The 21100-nt window shown below is 43.5% G+C and carries 20 protein-coding genes; 8 read left to right on the top strand and 12 right to left on the bottom strand.

The window, feature by feature from the left end:
• Positions 1-62: 62 nt before the first annotated feature.
• From MAMP_RS11160 to MAMP_RS11120, 10 genes are all read right to left on the bottom strand, one after another.
• Entirely contained in the window at positions 63-422 is a 360-nt protein-coding gene (locus tag MAMP_RS11160; RefSeq protein WP_007146156.1) for a hypothetical protein, read from the bottom strand.
• Between the two features lie 54 nt (positions 423-476).
• Positions 477-1103 carry a methyltransferase family protein gene (locus tag MAMP_RS11155; RefSeq protein ID WP_007146155.1) on the bottom strand — a complete coding sequence of 209 codons (627 nt, stop codon included), beginning with the start codon at positions 1101-1103 and terminating at the stop codon, positions 477-479.
• A 35-nt stretch (positions 1104-1138) separates the two neighbouring features.
• Positions 1139-1417 carry a DUF2933 domain-containing protein gene (locus MAMP_RS16550; protein WP_007146154.1) on the bottom strand — a complete coding sequence of 93 codons (279 nt, stop codon included), beginning with the start codon at positions 1415-1417 and terminating at the stop codon, positions 1139-1141.
• 17 nt (positions 1418-1434) lie between these two features.
• The gene (locus MAMP_RS16205) at positions 1435-1584 is read right to left on the bottom strand and encodes a hypothetical protein (protein ID WP_007146153.1); all 150 of its coding nucleotides are present in this window, start codon (positions 1582-1584) and stop codon (positions 1435-1437) included.
• Complete coding sequence (locus tag MAMP_RS11145; RefSeq protein WP_040576536.1) at positions 1581-4031, bottom strand: copper-transporting P-type ATPase; 2451 nt, start codon at positions 4029-4031, stop codon at positions 1581-1583. Before MAMP_RS11145 ends, MAMP_RS16205 begins: the two co-directional genes overlap by 4 nt.
• 14 nt (positions 4032-4045) lie before the next feature.
• Entirely contained in the window at positions 4046-4360 is a 315-nt protein-coding gene (locus MAMP_RS11140; RefSeq protein ID WP_007146151.1) for a heavy-metal-associated domain-containing protein, read from the bottom strand.
• On the bottom strand, positions 4360-4785 hold the full coding sequence (locus MAMP_RS11135) for a MerR family transcriptional regulator (protein WP_040576535.1): 426 nt from the start codon (positions 4783-4785) through the stop codon (positions 4360-4362). Before MAMP_RS11135 ends, MAMP_RS11140 begins: the two co-directional genes overlap by 1 nt.
• A 286-nt stretch (positions 4786-5071) precedes the next feature.
• Positions 5072-8194, bottom strand: a complete 3123-nt coding sequence (locus MAMP_RS11130) for an efflux RND transporter permease subunit (protein ID WP_007146149.1) — start codon at positions 8192-8194, stop codon at positions 5072-5074.
• Positions 8195-8206: 12 nt separating this feature from the next.
• Positions 8207-9832, bottom strand: a complete 1626-nt coding sequence (locus tag MAMP_RS11125) for an efflux RND transporter periplasmic adaptor subunit (RefSeq protein WP_007146148.1) — start codon at positions 9830-9832, stop codon at positions 8207-8209.
• Positions 9825-11171 carry a TolC family protein gene (locus MAMP_RS11120; RefSeq protein ID WP_007146147.1) on the bottom strand — a complete coding sequence of 449 codons (1347 nt, stop codon included), beginning with the start codon at positions 11169-11171 and terminating at the stop codon, positions 9825-9827. The genes MAMP_RS11125 and MAMP_RS11120 overlap by 8 nt, the downstream gene beginning before the upstream one ends.
• A gap of 791 nt (positions 11172-11962) precedes the next feature.
• Between MAMP_RS11120 and MAMP_RS11115 the strand changes: the two genes are divergently transcribed.
• Entirely contained in the window at positions 11963-12655 is a 693-nt protein-coding gene (locus tag MAMP_RS11115) for a lycopene cyclase domain-containing protein (protein ID WP_007146145.1), read from the top strand.
• Between the two features lie 5 nt (positions 12656-12660).
• Here the strand turns inward: MAMP_RS11115 and MAMP_RS11110 are convergent, their stop codons facing one another.
• Together MAMP_RS11110 and MAMP_RS11105 are read right to left on the bottom strand one after the other, a co-directional pair.
• Complete coding sequence (locus MAMP_RS11110; protein WP_007146144.1) at positions 12661-13008, bottom strand: hypothetical protein; 348 nt, start codon at positions 13006-13008, stop codon at positions 12661-12663.
• A gap of 518 nt (positions 13009-13526) precedes the next feature.
• A complete protein-coding gene (locus MAMP_RS11105; protein WP_007146143.1) occupies positions 13527-14396 on the bottom strand; it encodes an IS30 family transposase in 870 nt (289 codons plus the stop codon).
• Between the two features lie 370 nt (positions 14397-14766).
• On the opposite strand from MAMP_RS11105, the gene MAMP_RS16545 reads away from it, so the two are divergent.
• The 7 genes from MAMP_RS16545 (at position 14767) to MAMP_RS11075 (ending at position 20896) form a co-directional block, all read left to right on the top strand.
• Positions 14767-14895 (top strand): hypothetical protein, encoded by a 129-nt coding sequence (locus MAMP_RS16545; RefSeq protein WP_007146142.1) that lies wholly within the window; start codon positions 14767-14769, stop codon positions 14893-14895.
• Between the two features lie 523 nt (positions 14896-15418).
• The gene (locus MAMP_RS16275) at positions 15419-15571 is read left to right on the top strand and encodes a hypothetical protein (RefSeq protein WP_007146141.1); all 153 of its coding nucleotides are present in this window, start codon (positions 15419-15421) and stop codon (positions 15569-15571) included.
• An 860-nt stretch (positions 15572-16431) separates the two neighbouring features.
• Positions 16432-17337, top strand: coding sequence for a phosphonate ABC transporter ATP-binding protein (gene phnC, locus MAMP_RS11095; protein ID WP_425435127.1), 906 nt, complete (start codon positions 16432-16434; stop codon positions 17335-17337).
• Positions 17334-18197 carry a phosphate/phosphite/phosphonate ABC transporter substrate-binding protein gene (gene phnD, locus MAMP_RS11090; protein WP_007146139.1) on the top strand — a complete coding sequence of 288 codons (864 nt, stop codon included), beginning with the start codon at positions 17334-17336 and terminating at the stop codon, positions 18195-18197. Before phnC ends, phnD begins: the two co-directional genes overlap by 4 nt.
• 9 nt (positions 18198-18206) lie before the next feature.
• Entirely contained in the window at positions 18207-19013 is an 807-nt protein-coding gene (gene phnE, locus MAMP_RS11085; RefSeq protein WP_007146138.1) for a phosphonate ABC transporter, permease protein PhnE, read from the top strand.
• A gap of 9 nt (positions 19014-19022) precedes the next feature.
• Positions 19023-20039 carry a phosphonate dehydrogenase gene (locus tag MAMP_RS11080; RefSeq protein ID WP_007146137.1) on the top strand — a complete coding sequence of 339 codons (1017 nt, stop codon included), beginning with the start codon at positions 19023-19025 and terminating at the stop codon, positions 20037-20039.
• Complete coding sequence (locus MAMP_RS11075) at positions 20027-20896, top strand: LysR family transcriptional regulator (protein WP_007146136.1); 870 nt, start codon at positions 20027-20029, stop codon at positions 20894-20896. The genes MAMP_RS11080 and MAMP_RS11075 overlap by 13 nt, the downstream gene beginning before the upstream one ends.
• Positions 20897-21100: the final 204 nt, after the last annotated feature.

Raw genomic sequence — 21100 nt, 5'->3', positions numbered from 1 at the left:
TGGAACGCATGCAAAAAAGATTCTCATCTCTCTATATCTCAGCACTGGGAAAACAATTCTGTTTACCTGAGTTTGTTACCTGAAGGTGCTTTATTACAGCAGTGGGGCTCGTGTTTGGCATTGTTTTTTATGTTTTCGTCGGTTTGTCGTTGCCAGCCAAGTTTTGTCTGGCTCCACCAACTGTCTTTAATCGACGCACCGTGTTTTTCAACAATTACAAGCAATTCATCGATGTTATGGAGAGATGCCTCGTAAGCAATGTTAAGCGTTTGCTTATTGGTATTCAGCCTGACATCGTCAACCCATGGTAATGAATCGATCTCAGTAATCATCTCACTGCTATTGGTTTGTTCAAGCCCAACTAGCCCCAGCTTATGTTTTGTCAAAAAACCGGGATTAATACCCAGCCTGTGCTTAGTCATCTTCTCGTCTCCAGTGTTAAATAAGACGCGGGGTTGTTGCCTGTTCATCCGTGATTAGAATTTTGGAAACCATCCGGGTGTCTTCGCCATGTAGCTTCGGTATTCATCGCCAAATTCATCAAGTGCCATTCGCTCTTCTCGTTTGGCTAAGCGGACATAGACAATAACCAGAATTGGGAACATGACCAGCGTCGGGATTGTTGGCCATTGCAACAAAAAGCCAAACATAATCATGATAAAAGCGATGTATTGTGGATGACGCATTCTTGCGTACCAGCCGGTTGTTGCCAGTTGTCTGTTTTGTTGGGCGTGGTGTAATACGCTCCAGGCAGAAGCCAGTAAAAAGAAACCAAGAATAATGACGACGTTGCTTGCAATATGCAGTGGATCAAAATGCGGGTTACCTTCAAAACCCAGTAGCGTATGCAATAAATGTCCATTTTCGTGTGACATGAAATCTACACCGGGATACTTTTCCGCCAACCAGCCTGACAAAAAATAGATGGTTAGTGGGAACCCATACATTTCGGTGAATAGTGCAATAATGAATGCTGAAAACGCCCCCAGACTACGCCAGTCTGTTTTGGTCTTTGGCTTAGTAAAACTAAAGGCAAAAAATATAAATATTGCTGAATTTATTAAAACCAACGTCCACAGGCCGTATGCTGATTCACCATGCATATTTTTTCTCCAGTAATGTTCTCTCATCCTGACCTTTAATGATCATGTTCACGCTCTTTTCGGCCATCCTCCAGTCCGCGTTGATAGGCATCCTGTTCAGACTCGCCTCCTTCATGCTGATGACCACCATGTCCCCCATGACTGCCATGCATAAAGAGATGTAAAAAAGGGCAAGCCAGTAGAATCAAGTAAGGCAGGAACTGCCAGACATGCTGGCGATGTTCCATAAGAAGAAAGTAAGTCACAACACCAATCAAAACGAGTGCGGTGAAACCGGCAGGGGTTTTCCAAAATGATGGTCTTTGAGTGTCCATAATTCACCTCAGGTGTGTCATGTGAGAAGTAAACCTTCTACTTCATGTTGTAGTGGAACCTGTTTCGCATTGCTTGGATAAACGTCATAGAAAATGGCAACAAATTTGTGAATACTCATATCCAGGCCCTCACTGTTGTTTTGCCCATTGAGGTCTAGATTTTTCATATTCTTGCCCGCCGGAGTCTCAGCGCATTAAGTACCACTGACAAGGAGGAAGCACTCATGGCAAAAGCGGCAAAAATTGGTCCAATCAGAATCCCCAAGAATGGATACAGAATCCCTGCGGCAATCGGTACACCGGCAGAGTTGTAGATCAAAGCAAAAAACAGGTTTTGCCTAATATTTTTCATGGTGGCGTGGGCAAGTCGTCGTGCACGAACTATCCCGTCTAAGTCACCTTTAACTAAAGTAAATCCTGCACTTTCAATAGCGACATCAGCGCCTGTACCCATCGCAATACCTACATCAGCCTGAGCCAATGCTGGAGCATCGTTGACACCATCACCCGCCATAGCTACTTTGCGCCCCTGTTGCTGTAGCTCTTCGATGATACGAGCCTTATCAGCTGGCAGAACATCTGCACGAATTTCATCAATACCCAGTTGCGTGGCTACAGCCCTGGCTGTACGTTCATTGTCGCCCGTTGCCATGATGATTTTCAGGCCGAGTTGGTGAAGTGTTTTCAGTGCAGCTGGTGTCGTTGCTTTGACCGGATCTGCGACACTTACTAAGCCAGCGATCTTGTCTTCAAGAACAATAAACATCACTGTTTCACCCTGATCACGTCGTTCATTGGCTTTACCTGTGAGCTCATCATTCTGCAAGCCCATGTCAGTCATCAGTGCGAGATTACCGAGTGCCACAGCGTTACCGTCCACAACACCTTTAACGCCCTTGCCAGTGACAGCTTCAAAGTCTGTTGCTTCAGTTAATGCTACTCCTCGCTCCTCAGCACCTCTGACGATAGCTTCAGCCAGTGGATGTTCTGAACCACGCTCAAGCGAGGCCGCCAGTCGAAGTACCTCTGCTTCGTCGTGTCCAGCTTCGGGCATTACAGCAACAAGTTTTGGCTTACCCTCAGTTAAGGTTCCTGTCTTATCGACTATTAGTGTATCAACCTTCTCGAAACGCTCTAATGCCTCAGCATTTTTGATTAATACGCCTGCCTGTGCTCCACGCCCTGTTGCCGTCATAATTGACATAGGCGTAGCGAGGCCTAGCGCACAGGGACAAGCAATGATCAAGACAGCTACCGCTGATACGAGTGCATAGGATAAGGCGGGGGCTGGTCCCCAGATTGACCAAGCAATGAAAGAAATGATTGCGATGCCAATTACAGCTGGTACGAACTTGCCGGCGACCATGTCAGCCCATTTTTGAATCGGTGCACGTGATCGTTGTGCTGCAGCAACCATTTCCACGATTTGAGCAAGCATCGTGTCAGAACCAACTCGCGTCGCTTCCATAATCAAACTACCCGTACCATTAATTGTCGCCCCGGTTAACTTTTCACCTTCTGTCTTCTCAACGGGGACAGGTTCACCAGAAATCATACTTTCATCCACTGACGAACGACCTTCGACCACAACTCCGTCTACGGGTACTTTATCGCCAGGTCTCACTCTGATCTGATCACCGACATGGACTTCTTCAAGAGGAATTTCTTCTTCCTTGCCATCCGGCCTAATAACGCGTGCTGTCTTGGCAGCCAAATCCAAAAGTGCGCGAATAGCCTTACCGGTACCCTCTCGAGCACGCAGTTCCATAATCTGTCCAAGTAGTACTAATGTGACGATGACCGCTGCCGCCTCAAAATAGACGCCTACATGTCCAGTTTTTGGATCTCTAAAGCCAGAAGGAAAGATCTCCGGCGTAATCATGGCGACCATCGAATACAGATATGCCGTAGACACCCCCATGCCAATCAGTGAGAACATGTTGAGATTCATAGTGCGGAAAGAATTCCAGCCACGTACGAAAAAAGGCCAGCCGGACCAGAGGATAACCGGGGTTGCAAGTATTACTTCTAACCAGAGAGATACGTTTTCTCCCAACAGATCACGAATCTGACCAAGTCCTATTAGTGGACTCATTGTAAGGATAAGGAGCGGAATGGTAAGCACCGCACCAACCCAGAAGCGTCTGGTAAAATCAACGAGCTCAGGATTAGGCTCATCCACCGCCATTGCAGCAGATTCAAGCTCTAGCCCCATACCGCATATTGGGCACGATCCCGCCTCTGTGCGACGAACTTCCGCATGCATTGGGCAGGTATAGACAGGGCCGTTCCAGCCTTGAGGAACACTATCGTATTTACCCTGAACAGCATTTTTACTTTTGGTTTCTGTGTCATGTTGATGATGCAATTGGGACACACTCTTATGCCCTCCACAACAATTAGATTCATTACCAGAGGTTTCTGAATCCGTGTGCTGTGCATGCTTATGATGTGATTTGAGCTCAGTTTCTGGCACAAGGTGCATACCACATTTTGGGCAATCTCCCGGCTGTTCGGACCTTACTTCCGGGTGCATCGGACAAACATAGGTTGTATCTTTTTTAGCACTATGTTGGCCAGGCTTGTCTGAGGCTTCTGTATTCTGTGTGTTCATGTGTAAATCCCGAGTTAGTCTAAAACAGTCGCTGGGTATCCCGCTTTTTCCAGGGTTGCAATTAGTTCATCTGTCTGAACTATTCCGCACACTGATACGACACTACTAGCCAGATCCATGCTGGCATTGCTTACACCGTTCAGAGATTGAAGGGCTTTTTCAATGCTCTGTACACAGCCACCACAGTTAGCACCTTCAACTTTTAATTGTTTGACTGGTAAGTCACTGACTAATTGTTCAATGCCTACCTTCGTTATGACGGTGGAATTGTTTGTACAGCAGCAACCTTGCTTAGCTGTTTCACTTTGATGTGTTGAATGTATTTTCATTACTTTTCCTCCGTCGTAAATGGGACAGTAAATTCTTCTATCAAATGGCAAATCATTTGACCTGTAGGCTCCATATCGGGCATTTGTTTCCATTGAGCGAGCGCTTTTTTCATCTTTTTCCTTAATTGCTGCATTTCCCTGAAACGTAGCTCTGTTTCCTGCAGTCGCTTAGCCAGTAGACGCCTTACCCCGGGACAAGGGGACCTTTTCTTGTCGGCGTCGGCCAGTATCTGCTGAATATCATCGACCGAGAAACCAAGCTGTCTTGCGGCTAATATAAACTTCAACCGATTGATATCTTTATTGTCATATTCTCGATAACCGTTAAACCGGTTCTTTTGAGGCTGTAGCAATTTTATACGTGTGTAAAACCGTACAGTTTCAGGACCTATGTTCAATGTTTTCGCCACTTCATTAACAAGCATGACCTACTCCTATTGCCTGACTATCAAGCGTCAAAGCTGCTTTTAAATTTCGGTTTAACTGTCATGCTAGTTAAACTATAAACCTGTGTCCTTGACATAGGTCAACAAATGAGAAGTAAATTAAGAAACATAGACTTAATGATTCGCTTACTCATATCTTCAATCAATATTCATATTCCTCTGACCAAATGATTTAATAGAAATGGAAATCTGAACCTGAGTGTTATTTAACTCCTCCTCGTGTTACTTGTAGGCCCAAAGAAGGTCGAGTGTGAATCGTGAGATTTCATTTAGCCCTCACTTTCCATAAGTAAAATACGACTGGCAGCACCAATAAAGTCAGAATTACTGAACTCACCATACCGCCCACCATAGGCGCTGCAATTCGGCTCATTACTTCAGAGCCAGTTCCTGTACCAAATAGTATGGGTATCAAACCTATGATGACCGCCGCCGCTGTCATCATTACTGGTCGCACACGCAGACCCGCCCCAGTGATCACAGCTTGTCTCAACTGGGTCTTACTCAGTGAGTTACTTAATGTGCTAATTGAGTTCTTTGTAAGTTCTTCTCGCCAAGCTTGATTTAGGTAGACCAACATAATGACGCTGATTTCAACAGCAACGCCCGCCAGAGCAATAAAACCAACTCCAACAGCGATAGAGAAGTTGAAGTTCAGCAAGTCAAGCAACCAAATGCTGCCAATCAAGGCAAAAGGCAGTGTCCCCATTAACAGTGCTACTTCTGTAAAATTCCTAAAATTTATGAATAAGAGAATGGCAATGATCGCTAATGTCAAGGGAACAACATAAGTAAGCTTTTCTTTAGCTCGCAGCATGTATTCATATTGGCCTGACCAATGAATTGAATATCCCGCAGGCAAGTCCAATTCTGCGCGAACTTTTTCCATAGCGTTCTCGACATAGGAGCCGATATCAACGCCTTCTATATCAACAAATGTCCAGCCATTAATGCGGGAATTCTCACTTTTGATAGCTGGGGGACCATTTTCAATTTTTATTTCTGCTACATCACCCAGAGCAATCCTTTGCCCTTTTGCTGTGACTATCGGCAATAATGCCATCTGCTCTGGAGAGTCGCGATATGATTGTGGGTATCGTATATTCACGGGATAACGTTCAAGTCCCTCTACTGTCTGGGTAACATTGACTCCACCAATGGCAGATGCAACAACCTGTTGCACATCAGCAATATTTAGGCCGAAACGGGAGGCTTTTCCTCGATCAATATCAACTTTAATATAACGTCCTCCGGCAACACGTTCAGAATAGACCGAGGCGGTGCCGGGCACCTCAGCCAATATTGTTTCGAGTTGTTGACCTATTTGCTGGATAACTGAAATATCTGCGCCAGCAACTTTGATCCCCACCGGTGTTTTTATTCCTGTTGCCAACATATCAATCCGGGTTTTTATCGGCATAACCCAAGCATTGGTGAGACCGGGCAATTTGACCAGATCATCAAGCTCTTTTTTCAGCAATTCTGTTGTCATACCTTCACGCCATTCGCTTCGGTCTTTTAACTGAATGAATGTTTCAATCATGGTCAGTGGCGCTGGATCGGTTGCTGTTTCAGCTCGACCAATTTTGCCAAAAACAGTTTCTACTTCAGGTACGGTCATAATCAACTTGTCGGTTTGCTGAAGAATTTCTCGGGCATTACCAATAGATATGCTGGGATATGTAGTAGGCATATACATGAGATCGCCTTCATCAAGTGGAGGGATAAACTCACTACCGATGTTCTGCAAAGGCCAGTAGGTAGAACCCAAGGCAAGTAGCGCAATGAAAATGGCCGTTTTGGGAAACGCCAAAACCATTTTCAAAACAGGCATGTAAGAAGCTACCAGTAATCGATTAATGGGGTTTCTATGTTCTGGCAACACTTTTCCACGAATAAAGTAGCCCATCAACACAGGAACTAATGTAATCGCCAATGCTGCAGATGCAGCCATCGCATAGGTTTTAGTAAAGGCCAGCGGAGAAAACATACGACCTTCTTGGGCTTCCAATGTAAAGACTGGCACAAAGCTGACAGTAATGATTAGCAGACTGAAGAATAATGCTGGGCCGACTTCAGAAGCAGACTCAGCCACCACTTGCCATCTGTTTTCCTTGGTTAGAGGCGTTTTTTCCATGTGTTTGTGCATGTTCTCAATCATCACTATAGCGCCGTCGATCATCGCACCGATGGCTATAGCAATACCTCCCAGAGACATAATATTGGCATTAATACCTTGCATATGCATGACAGTAAATGCAGTTAGAATACCGACAGGGAGACTGACAATAGCTACGAGTGATGACCGGATATGGAACAAAAAGAGCATACAAACCAGTGCAACAACAGCAAACTCTTCTAATAATTTGTGCCAAAGATTATCAACCGCACGTCCAATAAGCCCCGAACGGTCATATACCGTCACAAGTTCAACACCCTCTGGCAGGCCTTTCTGGAGTTCCTGCAATTTATCTTTAACACCTTCAATGGTTTTTTGTGCGTTCTCGCCAAAACGCATTACAACTACACCACCGACAGTTTCTCCGAGGCCATTAAACTCTGCGATACCTCTCCGCATTTGTGGTCCAAGCTTGATTTCTGCAACATCACCAAGCGTAAGAGGTGTGCCCCGGCTATTGACGCCCAATGGGACTTGAGCCAAGTCCGTTTTGGACTGAATATAGCCTGTCGCTCTTACCATATATTCAGCTTCAGCCATTTCTACTACGGAGGCACCTACCTCCTGATTAGCTCGTTTGATGGCAGTCTGGATATGTGACATAGGGATGCCAAAAGCGCGAATTTTTTCAGGATTCACAGTTACCTGATATTGCTTGACCATACCACCAACAGCCGCAACTTCAGATACCCCAGGTACTGTTTGTAGTTCGTATTTCAGGAACCAGTCCTGCAATGAGCGTAATTCGCTGATGTCGTGTTGACCGGTTCTATCTATTAGTGCATAAAGATAAACCCATCCAACACCTGTAGCATCAGGGCCCAGTTGTGGTCTGGCATTTTCGGGTAGTGAAGGTGCCACCTGACTCAGGTATTCCAATACCCGGCTGCGTGCCCAGTATAGATCTGTATCTTCATCGAAAATTACGTAGACATAGGAGTCACCAAAAAATGAATACCCTCTTACTGTAACGGCACCCGGTACTGATAACATTGCTGTCGTTAATGGGTAGGTGACCTGATCCTCAACAACTTGTGGCGCCTGTCCCGGATAGTTTGTCTTGATAATGACCTGAACATCAGAAAGATCAGGAATCGCATCTACCGGTGTGTTTTTTAAGGAGAACACACCAACGCCGACCAAAATCAAAGTGGCAAGCACTACAAAAAAACGATTACTGACAGACCAGCGAATTATTGACTCAACCATAAGTATTCCTTTCTACATGCCTGAGTGTTGATGATGTGAATGCTCAGAACTTTCGGAACTATCCATTTGAGTATTTTTTTCTTGATGCTTGTTATGGTTCATACTTTCATCATCTATAGATTGTAATTTGACGTCACCCTCTGTGGCAGACTCCTCATTCACAGTGCTAGTACCACTTTCTTTAATGTGAATTCCGGTAATTTCGTAGTATTCAGTATCTGAGTTGGTAATTTCCATGTGCAATTGAGTACCTTTTGAGAGAGTACTCAGATCAATATTTTCACTGACACTGAAATCCATAGTCATAGCAGGCCAATCCCACTCGCTGATTGCTGAATGAGCGGCTGTGATCATATGATGTTCTGTCATAACAGACTCAATCTTGGCCTCAACCCACACAGATCGTGGTTTTGAGTCTTCATGATGCATACGCTTGAAATCTGAAGTTTTGCTGGATTCTGAGTCAAGAAGAAACTGTGCAGAACTGACCACTTCCTCTCCCGGTTCGAGACCATTGATGATTTCTACATGACTTTCGCCAATGTTGCCGGCGATAACAGTAATCGACTTAAACTGACCCTCCCCAAGAGCTAGAACAACACGATCTTGATCGCCAGTTCGGATAAGCGCCTCCATTGGGATCATTAGTTTTTCTTTCTCCTCACCGGTCGCTATTGTTACTTGGGCAAACATATTTGGTTTGAGGGCATAATCTTCGTTATCAAAACGAAGACGAACTCGAACTGTTCTTGTCTCGTCATTCAATGTGGGATAAACATAGTCGACTTTTCCAATCCACTTTGTTCCAGGCATATAATCTAGGGTCATGGTAACCGCTTGCCCTGCTTTGACTAACTCTGCTTGACGTTCAAAGATTTCAGCTTCAACCCAGACTGTACTGAGATCACCTACTGACATTAAATTCATTCCTGGCTTGACATAAAATCCTTCACGCACATTAAGGTTATCGATGACTCCGCTCTGTGGAGCATAAAACGTAATGGCTTGCTGAACCTTGCGAGTTTGTTTTATTTGATTAATAACAGAGTTGGCTATTTGTAATGCTTTCAAGCGGTCCTCAGCTGCTTTAATTAAGCGAACATTGTTTCGATTGAGCGCTAAGACAAGCTCTTCTTGAGCGTTTACAAGTTCAGGTGAATAGAGTTTATAAAGTGGTTGTCCTTTTTTAATGGGATCACCGGCTGCTTTGACATATAGCTTGTCAACCCAACCCTCGACTCGTGGATGAATATGAACTAGCTTGTCTTCATCATATTGAACATAACCGACTGTATTTATTTCTGAATGAATTGGGCCATACTCAGCTTTAACAATTCTAACCCCGATATTATTCACAACATCTGGAGAGATGGTAATTGTTCCTGGACCAGAATTCTGAGAGGTTTCATTTTCTTCATACACAGGAATCAAATCCATACCCATTGGTGATTTACCAGCCTTGTCTCGACGGTAGTTGGGATCCATCGGTGCAACCCAATACAGTGGTTGCTTTTGTTCGGCTTCACTATTACTAACGGTATTATTTTCAAAATATACACGCGTCACACTGTATGTAATTACTGCGGTAAGCAGTATTGCAAACAGCATCAATAATAAAGTTTTGTATGAGCTAGTCATGTTGTTTCCCGTTAATAGATGTCATGTATTCAGATGAACTTGAGAAATAATTCAATGCGGCAATTGTTTTTAGCCTGTCTACGTTGATATTTAGGTAGTCGATGTTGGCATTGAGTTCTGCAATACGAGCGCGGACGACTTCGGCAAAGTCACCATCATCATTGGTGTAAGCGTTTAAGGAGGCTTCAGCCTGATCGTTCATCTCTTTCAACAGACGATCGCTGTAGAGTTTCTGGCGTTTTTCCAGCCAACTTAGTCTTTCACTGGCCTCATTAAAACGAGCGTTCATAGCACGTAATGCGAGTGTTTTATCTGTTTTTAAGGCTTCCTTACTACTTACTGCCGCTTCTACTTCCTTGTCTTGCCGTTTTTCCGTAAAAATCGGTAAATCAAAGCTAATACCAACAGAAAATAGATCACTGCGATCTTGCCCCCCTGGTGCATCGTCACGGAAACCATAGCTTGCATTGATGCCAAATTGCGGTTTGTATTTTTGTTTTGTCAGAACAATATTTGTTTCTGAAGCCATGATCTGCTGGTCAAGGCTTCTAATCATTGGGTGATCAGTGAAATCAGGCGCCTCGTACTGCACTTGATTGTTGATTGCTTCGTGAATACTTTTAAGTTCTATTTCTGGCAGTATTTGGGAAACGCCCATCTCTTGCCAGTGTGCCCCTGTGTCATAAAGCCATTCAGCAAGTTTTTCTTGGGTTTCGCTTCTTTTTTTATCGAGTACTGTAAGGCGGTCTTCAATGCGTGTCAGCTCAAGTTGAGCTCTAACTAGATCCTGTTGACGACTTCTACCAAAAGCACTGCTGTAACTAACCTCGGCAACTTCAACAAGGTATTCAAACAATGATCTGTCGTTCTCAATCAGACGAATAGACTCTTGGCTCTCATACAAGTCGAGCCATAATTGAGTGACTGTCAGTTTCACTTTTGCATACCTATCTTGACGCATAAAAGGATGTTGTCGGCTTATATCTTCCAATTTTTGTCTTTGTAACTCGAGAGTTTGACCTCGAGGGAAAACTTGGGAGACACCAGCCATGAGTTGTGTCATTGGCTCCTGATTAAAGTTCAAACTGTCAAGAGGCATATTTGCTAATCCGAGTGATATGACAGGATCCGGTAACTGTCCAGCTGCTATACTCTGAGCAATATTTGCCTGTTCTTTCTGATAACTTCCTTTTATCCAAGGATCACTCTGATGAGCAAGCTCGATCGCTTTTTCAAGAGACAACTCTTGGGCTGTCAAAGACAAAGAATTGAACATCAGAGCCATCAAAACTAAAGCTTTCAGTGGTTCTGTACTAAAAAAATATTTGTTATTACTCATTGCTCATATTCCGAATTAGGCTCATTTAACGCAGTATCAATTACTATTAATAAGAATCTCACTCATTGAGCTCTAATGTAGGTCATTCATTAATAGGCAAAATGCCAAAAGTGCTATTCTTAATATGTAAAACTTTAACGAATGATGACATGTGTGGCACACATTTCAGTGTTGACCTATACAGTTGTCTAGAGTGGCTACATCTATACTGTAATGAGTGAAATCGGAGGACGAAACAATGAGTTTGTTTCAAAGTTTGAGTAGAAGCTCGTTAAGTTAAGAGCAAGGCTGACTGCATTTTGCACTTTGAACGCTTGGGGGGAAAGTGAGAATGTAATAGCCTCTTGACTATGATGCAGACAAGAGTTCATGCCGCAAGTGGAAATAATACAACATTCAGATGTCAAATTTTTACTGCGAACTTGCTGAATATGGCCATCATGGACAGAGCCCATTGAGTAAGATTCTGTCATTGTACGCATTTCCATATCTTTACATGGGGAAGATAAAGCAATTAGCGGCTGACCTAAGTAAGCCATCACGATAAGGATTAGAAATAATAAGTTTGAAACTCTAAACATCCATTTATACACCAGCAACTAATAGTGTGATACTAACCTCAGCCTTAAGAAAAAAGAAGCAATGTAATGAACTTGTAATGATTCACACAAATTCTGACAAAATTGTAATGTAAGAAAGAATTTTATTTATTAGTATTTCTTCTTTCACACATAAATTATCACTCGAAAGTGATACATCGTGGTGACTTATTCTCTAGGAGTTATCTCAGAATGGATGAACAGTACGTATGGTTAGTCTGGTCTTTGGCATTTCTTATACCATGGCTGGCTGTATACCTAATTACACCTACATATCGCTCGGTCATGTTAAAAGCAAGCTCAATCACAATGCTTTTTGGTTTTACCGAACCATTATTTGTTCCAGACTACTGGAGTCCACCGAGCATGTTCAATTTAGCTCTCAAAACGGGGTTTGATATTGAAAGTTTGATTTTTTGTTTTGGTATCGGTGGAATTGGTGCTGTGGCTTACAACGTAATCACGGGTCAGAAGTTGCAAACTATGCCACTAGCTATTCGTTTATCTAAGAGACACGCTCATCATATTCTGGCCGTCACGACACCATTTATTTTGTTTCCAATCTTAATGCTCTGGGAGTGGAATCCGATTTACCCCGCTATAATAGCTATGGTTGCGGGAGGTATCGCCAATAGTTTATGCAGAACCGATCTAGCGCTAAAAAGCATATGGGGAAGTGCACTTTTTCTTATTTATTATTCGGTGTTTGTTCTTGGGCTTGAGAGTCTCTCACCAGGGTATATTGAGCGCGTCTGGAATCTGGATGCACTCAGCGGGTTGTTCGTTCTCCATATTCCGATTGAGGAATTACTTTTTGCAGCGAGTTTTGGCTATTACTGGACTGGCTTATATGAACATCTGACTTGGAAAGAAACTGTCGAATGAAATGTTCAGTTGTCTTTATAAGGATGGCCTAAATTATCTAGTTCTCCGTCCTCATTGTAATGAATCAAGGCATTATGGACTTTATCTATCCAAGATTGTTCGATGGCGATGCCCGTTGATTTAATGAAAGACTCTATTTCTCCTAAAGACACCTGAATCAGGTCGTATTCAATCTCAAGTTGTCCTTGATTAATTCTTGCCTGTATGACCCCCATTAACGAGTTCAAATACTGAATTAGTAGATCTATAGATTCATGATTGTCTGGCAATACAAGCTTTATGGTGTGTTTTTTCTCTACTTTTACACCATGCTGTTTGACTGATTTACCATGCTTAGGATCACCAATGTACAAACTTGGTCTTTGATTGAATCTGTCCCGGCATTGCTCAGAGCATAACCAAAAGTTTATTCCCTTAAACTGAACAATATTATCACTCTTTAGTAATAGCATTTCGCATACGGGGCATTTTTTTGTTTTTATCATTCTTCACATCGAGCTAAATTAACAAATACATCACAATTACTGAATTAGGTAAGACTTACTATGAATTGGCGCGTAGGCTTTCATGAGGAGTACCCATAGCGTTACCGTTAAATCACAAGCTTCTACATGCTAGCGATATTTAAAATCTATCCATAGGTGATTATCGTATATTAATTCTTGGTCACATAATGAATGTGTATCAGTTTATGACGTTAACCTTTAAAAAATATTTTAGTGACAAACCAATACTGTGAAAAGGTTCGATATTTATAAAATCAGTTCTTATTATTGATTTTCTTGGCAATCTTTTTTGCCTTTTCGTTTTGATAATAAGTGTTGAAAAAACACTCAGAAAGGGCAGATTCAACCCCGAAGTGCATAACCGTTTAAGCCGCAATTGCAGCCATGTGATTTCCCATTAACATTGCGGGCGTTTTAAAATTTAATTTCTTTCTGGGACGATTATTTAGCTGAACAATAACGGCTTTAACTTCTTTTGCCGAGACTTTTTTGAAGTCCGTCTTTTTAGGCCAGTACTGACGTAGAAGGCCGTTAGTATTTTCATTCAAACCGCGTTGCCATGAGCTGTAGGGGTCGGCAAAATATACCCGCGCCCCCAGCGCTGCAGTCATCTGCTCATGATAGGCAAACTCCTTACCGTTATCCGCCGTAATCGTTAGCACCGCGCCCTTGAACGGCCTCAGCAACTCAATTGTCGCATTGGTAACGACCTGAGCCGATTTGTTATTGATTCGCTTCGATACGGTAAAGCTAGTCGCTCTATCGACGATGGTTAACAGCGCTCCGCTGTGGCCTTTGCCGATGACAAGATCAATTTCCCAGTCCCCTACGCGTTCCTTAGCATCAACAATCGTGGGGCGCTCATCAATACTGACACGGTTTTTGATGTGCCCACGTCCAGCCTGGCTTTTGCCCCGTGCTTGATAGGCTTTCCCTTGTCGGCGCAGATTGCTATACAGATCACCGCCAGCGGCCTTATCGACCCAAATATGACGGTAGAGGGTTTCGTGACTGAGCAACTTCTCTTTCTCCACGAGTAGCCAACCCGAAATTTGCTCTGGACTCAGCTTTTCGCGCAACTTTGCGTTAACGAGAGAGATCATCTCTGGTGTCATTTTTGTGGGTTTAACCGCCTCTGCTCGGCGCTCCAGGGCTTTACGCTGGGCCTGAGCGAAACGATAACCGCTACCGCCGGTATTGCGCTTAAGTTCTCGACTGATCGTTGGCTGACTCACGCCAATCGCATTCGCCAGTGCTTGTTATGTCATTTTTGTTTTCTTTAGTGCGTAAAGCTGGCATCGTTGTTCATAGGTCAGTTGCTTGTAGGAATTCATCGTTCATCTCTTGCCGGAGAAAAAATGATCAGCCTACAGGTGACTGACCTCTTCTTCTACCTATTCAAGTTATGCACTTCGAAGTTGAATCCAAGAATTGTAGAAAATCAAGTAAATTCCATTCTGTTAAGCTTCTAGTATCTAGCGTTTAACAAACTTGTGATATGACTTTTATTTACCATAATAAAGACTAAAATCGTGCAGAGCTATGCTGCTAGTAGAAGAAAAATTAGAAAATGTTTTAAATTTTTGAAGTATAAAAGGCATCGTAATGAGTAAAAGCTTACCAGCTACAGGAAAAGAATTAAAATATTCAGATGATGTTAGCATATTCTCTACAACAATAAAGAAAGGCGTTATTACCTATATTAATGATGATTTTTTGAGTGCCAGAAGATGAATTACTTGGACAAGCACATAATTTGGTTCGACAGCCTGACATGCCCCAAATTACCTTTAAAGAACTTTGGGACACGTCTGCCAAAGGTCCGCCTTGGATGGGTATTGTAAGAATCGTTGTAAAAACGGTGATAATTACTGGGTTGATGCCTTCGTTATGCCTTATAGGGGAGGCAAGAAGAGTGCGGCCTGTAGAGTGTTCGCTTCAAGCCTGATGGTGAGGCGGTCAATAGGACTGAGGAAGCATACGAGAAAATAAACCTAGGTAAAAGTCCGTTTAATTTGTTATCTCCGAAGCATTGGCCAATCTTTACTAAGCTATTCTTAGCTGGCCTTTGTTCATTTTTACCTTTTGTTGTATCAAGTCTTGTTGGAGCAATAAATCTCGATACATTCATCGTTTTGTTGTTGCTTGGATTCGTTATTTTGGCTTCATTTTCCTATGGAATCTCACGGCCCTATGTTAAAGCGAAAAGCGCTCTATCAAAATTATTTTGGAGAGTTCATTTATACAGGAAGAATGAATGATTAATCTAGGACAAAAATTTTTAAGTAACCATTTAGAAACAGCGCTTTGGAGAGTAGCCAGCTCGACAAAAGAGGTTGAAATTGAAGCTGATAATTCGTTTGCCGTTTATCGTAATACCTTTGATCAAACGGAAAAACAGGCACTTTAACTAGAGCAACGCGCATAGGCTATGAACGAAATGGTTGCGCAAGGTAATGAATAAGTGGGTAGCACAAATAGAATATCGAACTTCTGGTTGAGGAGCTCATGTCAACATCTGATAAGGTGAAAAATATTAGTAAGAGTAGTCACTCAATATCAACTCTGGTTGGAGCCATCTACTGCTGTGTTTTCTCTTAACTCTAAATCATCAGTTTTAATTAAAATGGGTGGTTAATGTTCATAATCATTGGTCTTTAGCGTCCCCGAATTGGTCTCTTTCGACCATAAGCCACTATTGACCCAACCTTCAAACTGGCTGTTTTGTCCTTATCTAAACAATGTATCTGAACGGCAACTTTGCGGACTTCACAGGCACAAGAGCAAAAAAGTCTGATCAGATTTCTTTCGAAGGTCGACTTCTGGGCATCCTAGTGCCATGAACTGCCGTTGAAGGTTAAATAGAGCGTGGCCTAATCGTCATGAATTAGGGTGCTGGAAAATTAAGGCTTTGCTTCAAAAGCGTTCATGTTTGACTGACCCAAAAACAGCTTACTTCAAGAGCAAAGCGATCATTATGAACCGAAAAAAAACTAGCTAACTTCCAACCTTCTTGCTCGCTGTTTTCTGAGGATTTAATAGGTAGCGCTTTGTGCTCGATGCCAGTGGTATTTAGTGCAACCAAAAATGATCGATTTCAACAAAGAGTCATTAATATTCCTGCATTCTTAAAATGTTAGTTTTGTGCTCAACCCCCCATATAGAGTACTGTCCCCGTGAGTTCTTTTTCACTCCAGTCAGTCAAGCTATGAAATAAAATAGTCATCTAAGCTTCATTTCTCTGTCATATTCAAACCTTAGTATTCGATTGTGAACCGCAATACAGCGGTGACAATTATTGCGAAAGGTAATGATATGACGTTAAGCCACTCACCTCAGCCAATTCTGTCCACAGACGATCTTGGCATAATCTATCCCGGCGGAATTGAAGCATTACGTGCAACCTCAATCAACTTTCAACGTGGTGAATTCACAGTGCTGCTAGGTTTATCAGGTGCGGGAAAATCATCCTTATTGAGGTCACTGAATCATTTGGTGAAACCTACCTCGGGTAAAGTGATTTCTGCTGAATTCGGAATACTGGATAATCAAGGCATACTGCGCCGGCATCGACGCAAAACCGCGATGGTGTTTCAGCACCATCAACTGATTCTGCGTCACACAGCCCTGCAGAATGTACTCATGGGGCGACTGGGATATCATTCATTCTGGCGTAGTTTATTGCCGCCACCCAAAACCGATCTTGAATTGGCATTGCATTGTCTGGATCGCGTTGGCCTTGCTGACAAAGCCCTGGTGCGGGTCGATCAATTATCAGGTGGCCAGCAACAACGAGTAGGTATTGCCCGAGCTTTGGCTCAGCAGCCGAGTATTATTCTGGCGGATGAACCTGTCGCCAGCCTGGATCCATCCACATCCGAAAAAATTTTGTCTCAATTGAAACAAATCTGTGCCGAAGACGGCATTACCTCTATCGTCTCATTGCATCAGCTTGAATATGCCAAACGTTTTGCCGATCGCATCATTGGTTTAGCTCAAGCCCAAGTGGTGTTTGATGCCGCTCCGCAAGAGCTCGATGACAAACAGCTCAAGTTGATTTATCAACAATCGGCCAACCCCAAAAGAAAAGATAAACAAACCGCCGATACGCAATCCAATTCTTCTTATCAACATTTACCCACTAAAACGGCAACACAACTGGAGATAGCAAAATGAAACTGTTTAAACAAATACTCTTAGCCACCACCTTGCTGGTGACAGCCATAAGCCCCTGTATGGCAGCAGATGCCGATCCGGATATGCTCAAAGTCGCCTTGCTGCCGGATGAAAACGCTTCCGAACTAATCAAGCGCAATGAACCCTTAAAAAATTATCTGGAAGCCAAGTTAAACAAAAAGGTGGAATTAATAGTCACAACCGATTATTCATCCATGATTGAAGCGATGCGCTTTGGCCGTATTGATCTGGCCTATTTCGGCCCGCTGTCTTATGTGATGGCCAAATCAAAAAGCGATATTGAACCGTTTGCGGCAATGATAATCGACGGTGTACCGACATACCGTTCCATTTTGATCGCCAATACAGAGTCAGGCATTGATTCCTATGCCGACATTAAAGGTAAAAAAATGGCCTATGGCGATCGCGCCTCAACGTCCAGTCATCTCATCCCGAAAACGGTTCTTTTAGAGGAAGGCGGCATCGAAGCGAAAACCGATTACGAACAACACTTCGTCGGCTCGCATGATGCTGTGGCTGTCAATGTGGCCAATGGTAATGCAGATGCAGGCGGGCTCTCTGAGGTGATTTTTAAGTATGTGGTGGAACGTAAACTCATTGACCCGGCAAAAGTTAAAGTTTTGGGCTATAGCAAACCTTATCCACAATATCCCTGGGCAATGCGCTCCAACCTTAATAAGGATCTCAAAGTGAAAATTAAAGATGCGTTTGTCAGCCTGGATGACAAAGAGATATTGAAGAATTTCAAAGCAGAGGGATTTGCACCGATTACCGATGCTGATTATGACGTGATACGTGTTATGGGTAAATTACTGAATCTTGATTTTTCCAAGATGTAAGGATGATTTATGAATACCTACCTGATTACACAAACAGATGTGCTGCAAAGTTACAGCAAGAACTGGAAACGTAAAACCCTGCAGGTGGTGACCTTATTGGTCATCGTTCTGCTGGCAGCCTGGTATGTGAATGTACTGAACTTCGAAATTTTGGCAAATGGCTTGCCTGCAATAGGAACGTTGGCTGGCGAGTCTTTCCCACCGGACTTTACCAACCTTCAAAACTGGTTTTCACCCTTGCTGGATACGCTAGCAATGAGTATTGCCGGTACCGCAATTGCAGTTATATTTTCTGTGCCTATGGCATTTCTGGCAGCGCGTAATACCTCACCTCATGGTGTGATCTTTCAGCTGGCGCGCATCGTTCTAAATGCCCTTCGATCCGTTCCGGAACTGATTATGGGGATTATTTTTGTGGCTGCCGTCGGCTTCGGTGCCTTACCCGGTGTGCTGGCTTTAGCGCTGCATTCCATCGGCATGGTAGGTAAATTCTTTGCCGAAGCGATTGAGCACGTGGATGACGCTCCGGTGGAAGCCGCCCGTGCCGCTGGTGCCTCACCGATGCAGGTGCTCTATCACGCAATTCTTCCCCAAGTGATGCCGCAGTTTGCCGATGTCGCAATTTATCGCTGGGAATATAACTTCAGAGCTTCGACAATCATGGGCATGGTAGGCGCTGGCGGTATCGGTTTTGAACTTATGGGTTCACTACGCATTATGCAATATCAGGAAGTATTGGCTATCCTGCTAGTGATTCTGCTGATGGTCACATTGGTCGATGCCTTGAGCGGCCTGTTACGCAAAAAATTCAAGTAGGAGATAACGATGAAACCAAAATTGGTAATTACGCATAAAGTACATGAAGAGGTGTTGGCCATATTAGCACCGCATTGTGAGTTGATCACGAATCAGACCCCGTTCAGCTTATCACGCAACGATACAATGAAACGGGCGAAGGATGCAGAAGCCTTGATGGTATTCATGCCGGATCGGGTAGATACCATTTTTTTAGAGTCTTGCCCGCAACTGAAGGTCATTGGTGCGGCATTAAAGGGCTATGATAATTTTGATGTCGATGCCTGCACTGAACACAATGTCTGGCTGACCTTTGTACCAGACCTATTAACAGTACCCACAGCTGAATTAACCATCGGCCTAATGGTCGGATTAATTCGGCATATACGGGCGGCGGATCAACATGTACGTATTGGAAACTTTAAGGGCTGGCTTCCACAGTTTTACGGAATGGGAATTGAAGGATCCACTATTGCGATTATCGGCATGGGTGCAATTGGTCAGGCCATTGCACAAAGGCTGAGCGGTTGGGGTGCAACCTTAGTCTATACCGACACTCAGCCTCTGGATGCAGAACAACAAGCAGCATTAAAACTTGAATTTTTGTCTTTGGACGACGCCCTTGCTCAGGCCGATATCGTGATTATGGCACTGCCATTAAACTCGCAAACGCAACATCTTTTAAATACACAACGTTTACAGCAGATGCGGCCCGGTTCATTTTTGGTGAATCCCTGCCGTGGGTCTATTGTTGATGAAAGTGCCATTTTAGATAAGCTTAATAGCGGCCATTTAGCCGGATATGCCAGTGATGTTTTTGAAATGGAAGACTGGGCACGTCTCGACAGGCCAAAGGAAATCAATCCCAATTTATTAACACATCCCAACACCTTGTTCACGGCACATATCGGTTCAGCGGTGAGCAAGGTCAGGTTAGCCATTGAAACACGTGCGGCTGAAAATATTCTCAGGGTTTTGAACGGCGAGCCTCCATTGGATCCGGCCAACCAATTACCCGCACAAAAGGAAATAGCATGCTCAATCTGATCTGGCTGAAAAGTTTGATCATGGTGATTGAGCAGCGCAGTTTTCAGGCAGCTGCCGAGCAGCTGGGATTAGCCCAACCAACTATCTCGCAGCATATTCAGAAGCTGGAAGAAACGCTCTGCGTATCCTTGATTCATCGTGTGCGTAGCGGTTGCCAGCCGACTGAATATGCCCTTCGTCTTTTGCCGTATGCGCAGAGCATGTTGCGACTACAAGACAGAGCCTTGCTGGCTGTGAATCAACCCTCCATGAGAATTGGAGCCAGTTCAAATATCGGCATTTATCTGTTGCAGCCTTACCTGCAGAATTACCGGCATAAACAAGCGTTTATAAATGACAAACTGGATATCGTAATAGACAGCAACCCAGTCGTTGCCGAAAAACTGGAAAATGCTGAAATCGATATCGCCTTGATGGAATGGTGGCCAGGTAAAGCTGGTTTTGAATCTCAAATCTGGAAAACTGAAGCATTAGTCTTGATTACGCCTCCAGATCATCCACTTGCAAAACTGTCATCGATCAGTAAATCAATATTGTCCGGGCTGAATTTGTTAGGCGGAGAATCTGGCAGCGGAACAGGAAGGATACTCAAAAACTACTTGCAGGAATGCCAGCATTTTCCCACTGTATCAATGCAACTGGGCAGCACAGAGGCCGTTAAGCAGGCGGTTCGGGCAGGCATAGGAATATCGCTGGTATTTGCATCGTCTGTTGTTGATGAGGTGCAACATGGAAGTTTATGTGCAATCCCTTTAGAGGATCATGCGCTAACAAAAGACATCCAGCTGGTCTGGCGGCAGCAATCGACCATTCAGCAAAAACAGCCGCAATTTGTTGAATATTTACTCAGTTCATAGGTCAATCTTTAACAAAAAATATGATACTGCTCCCACGCAAATATAGATTCACCCAACGTATGACTAGGCAAGCACTTTAAAAACACAAATGATTCTTAGGATCATTGGGTCAGAATAGTTTATTTTCGAGCAAATATTGGGAGATTTGGTCACTACGACATTTAAAGATAGCCGTTTAAGTTAATACTGAAACAGGCAAGAGAG

It is taken from the genome of Methylophaga thalassica MP (genome assembly GCF_000214595.1).
Lineage (GTDB): Bacteria > Pseudomonadota > Gammaproteobacteria > Nitrosococcales > Methylophagaceae > Methylophaga > Methylophaga thalassica.
Note: the sequence above shows the minus strand (reverse complement) of the source record. Positions and strands in the feature narration are given on the sequence as shown.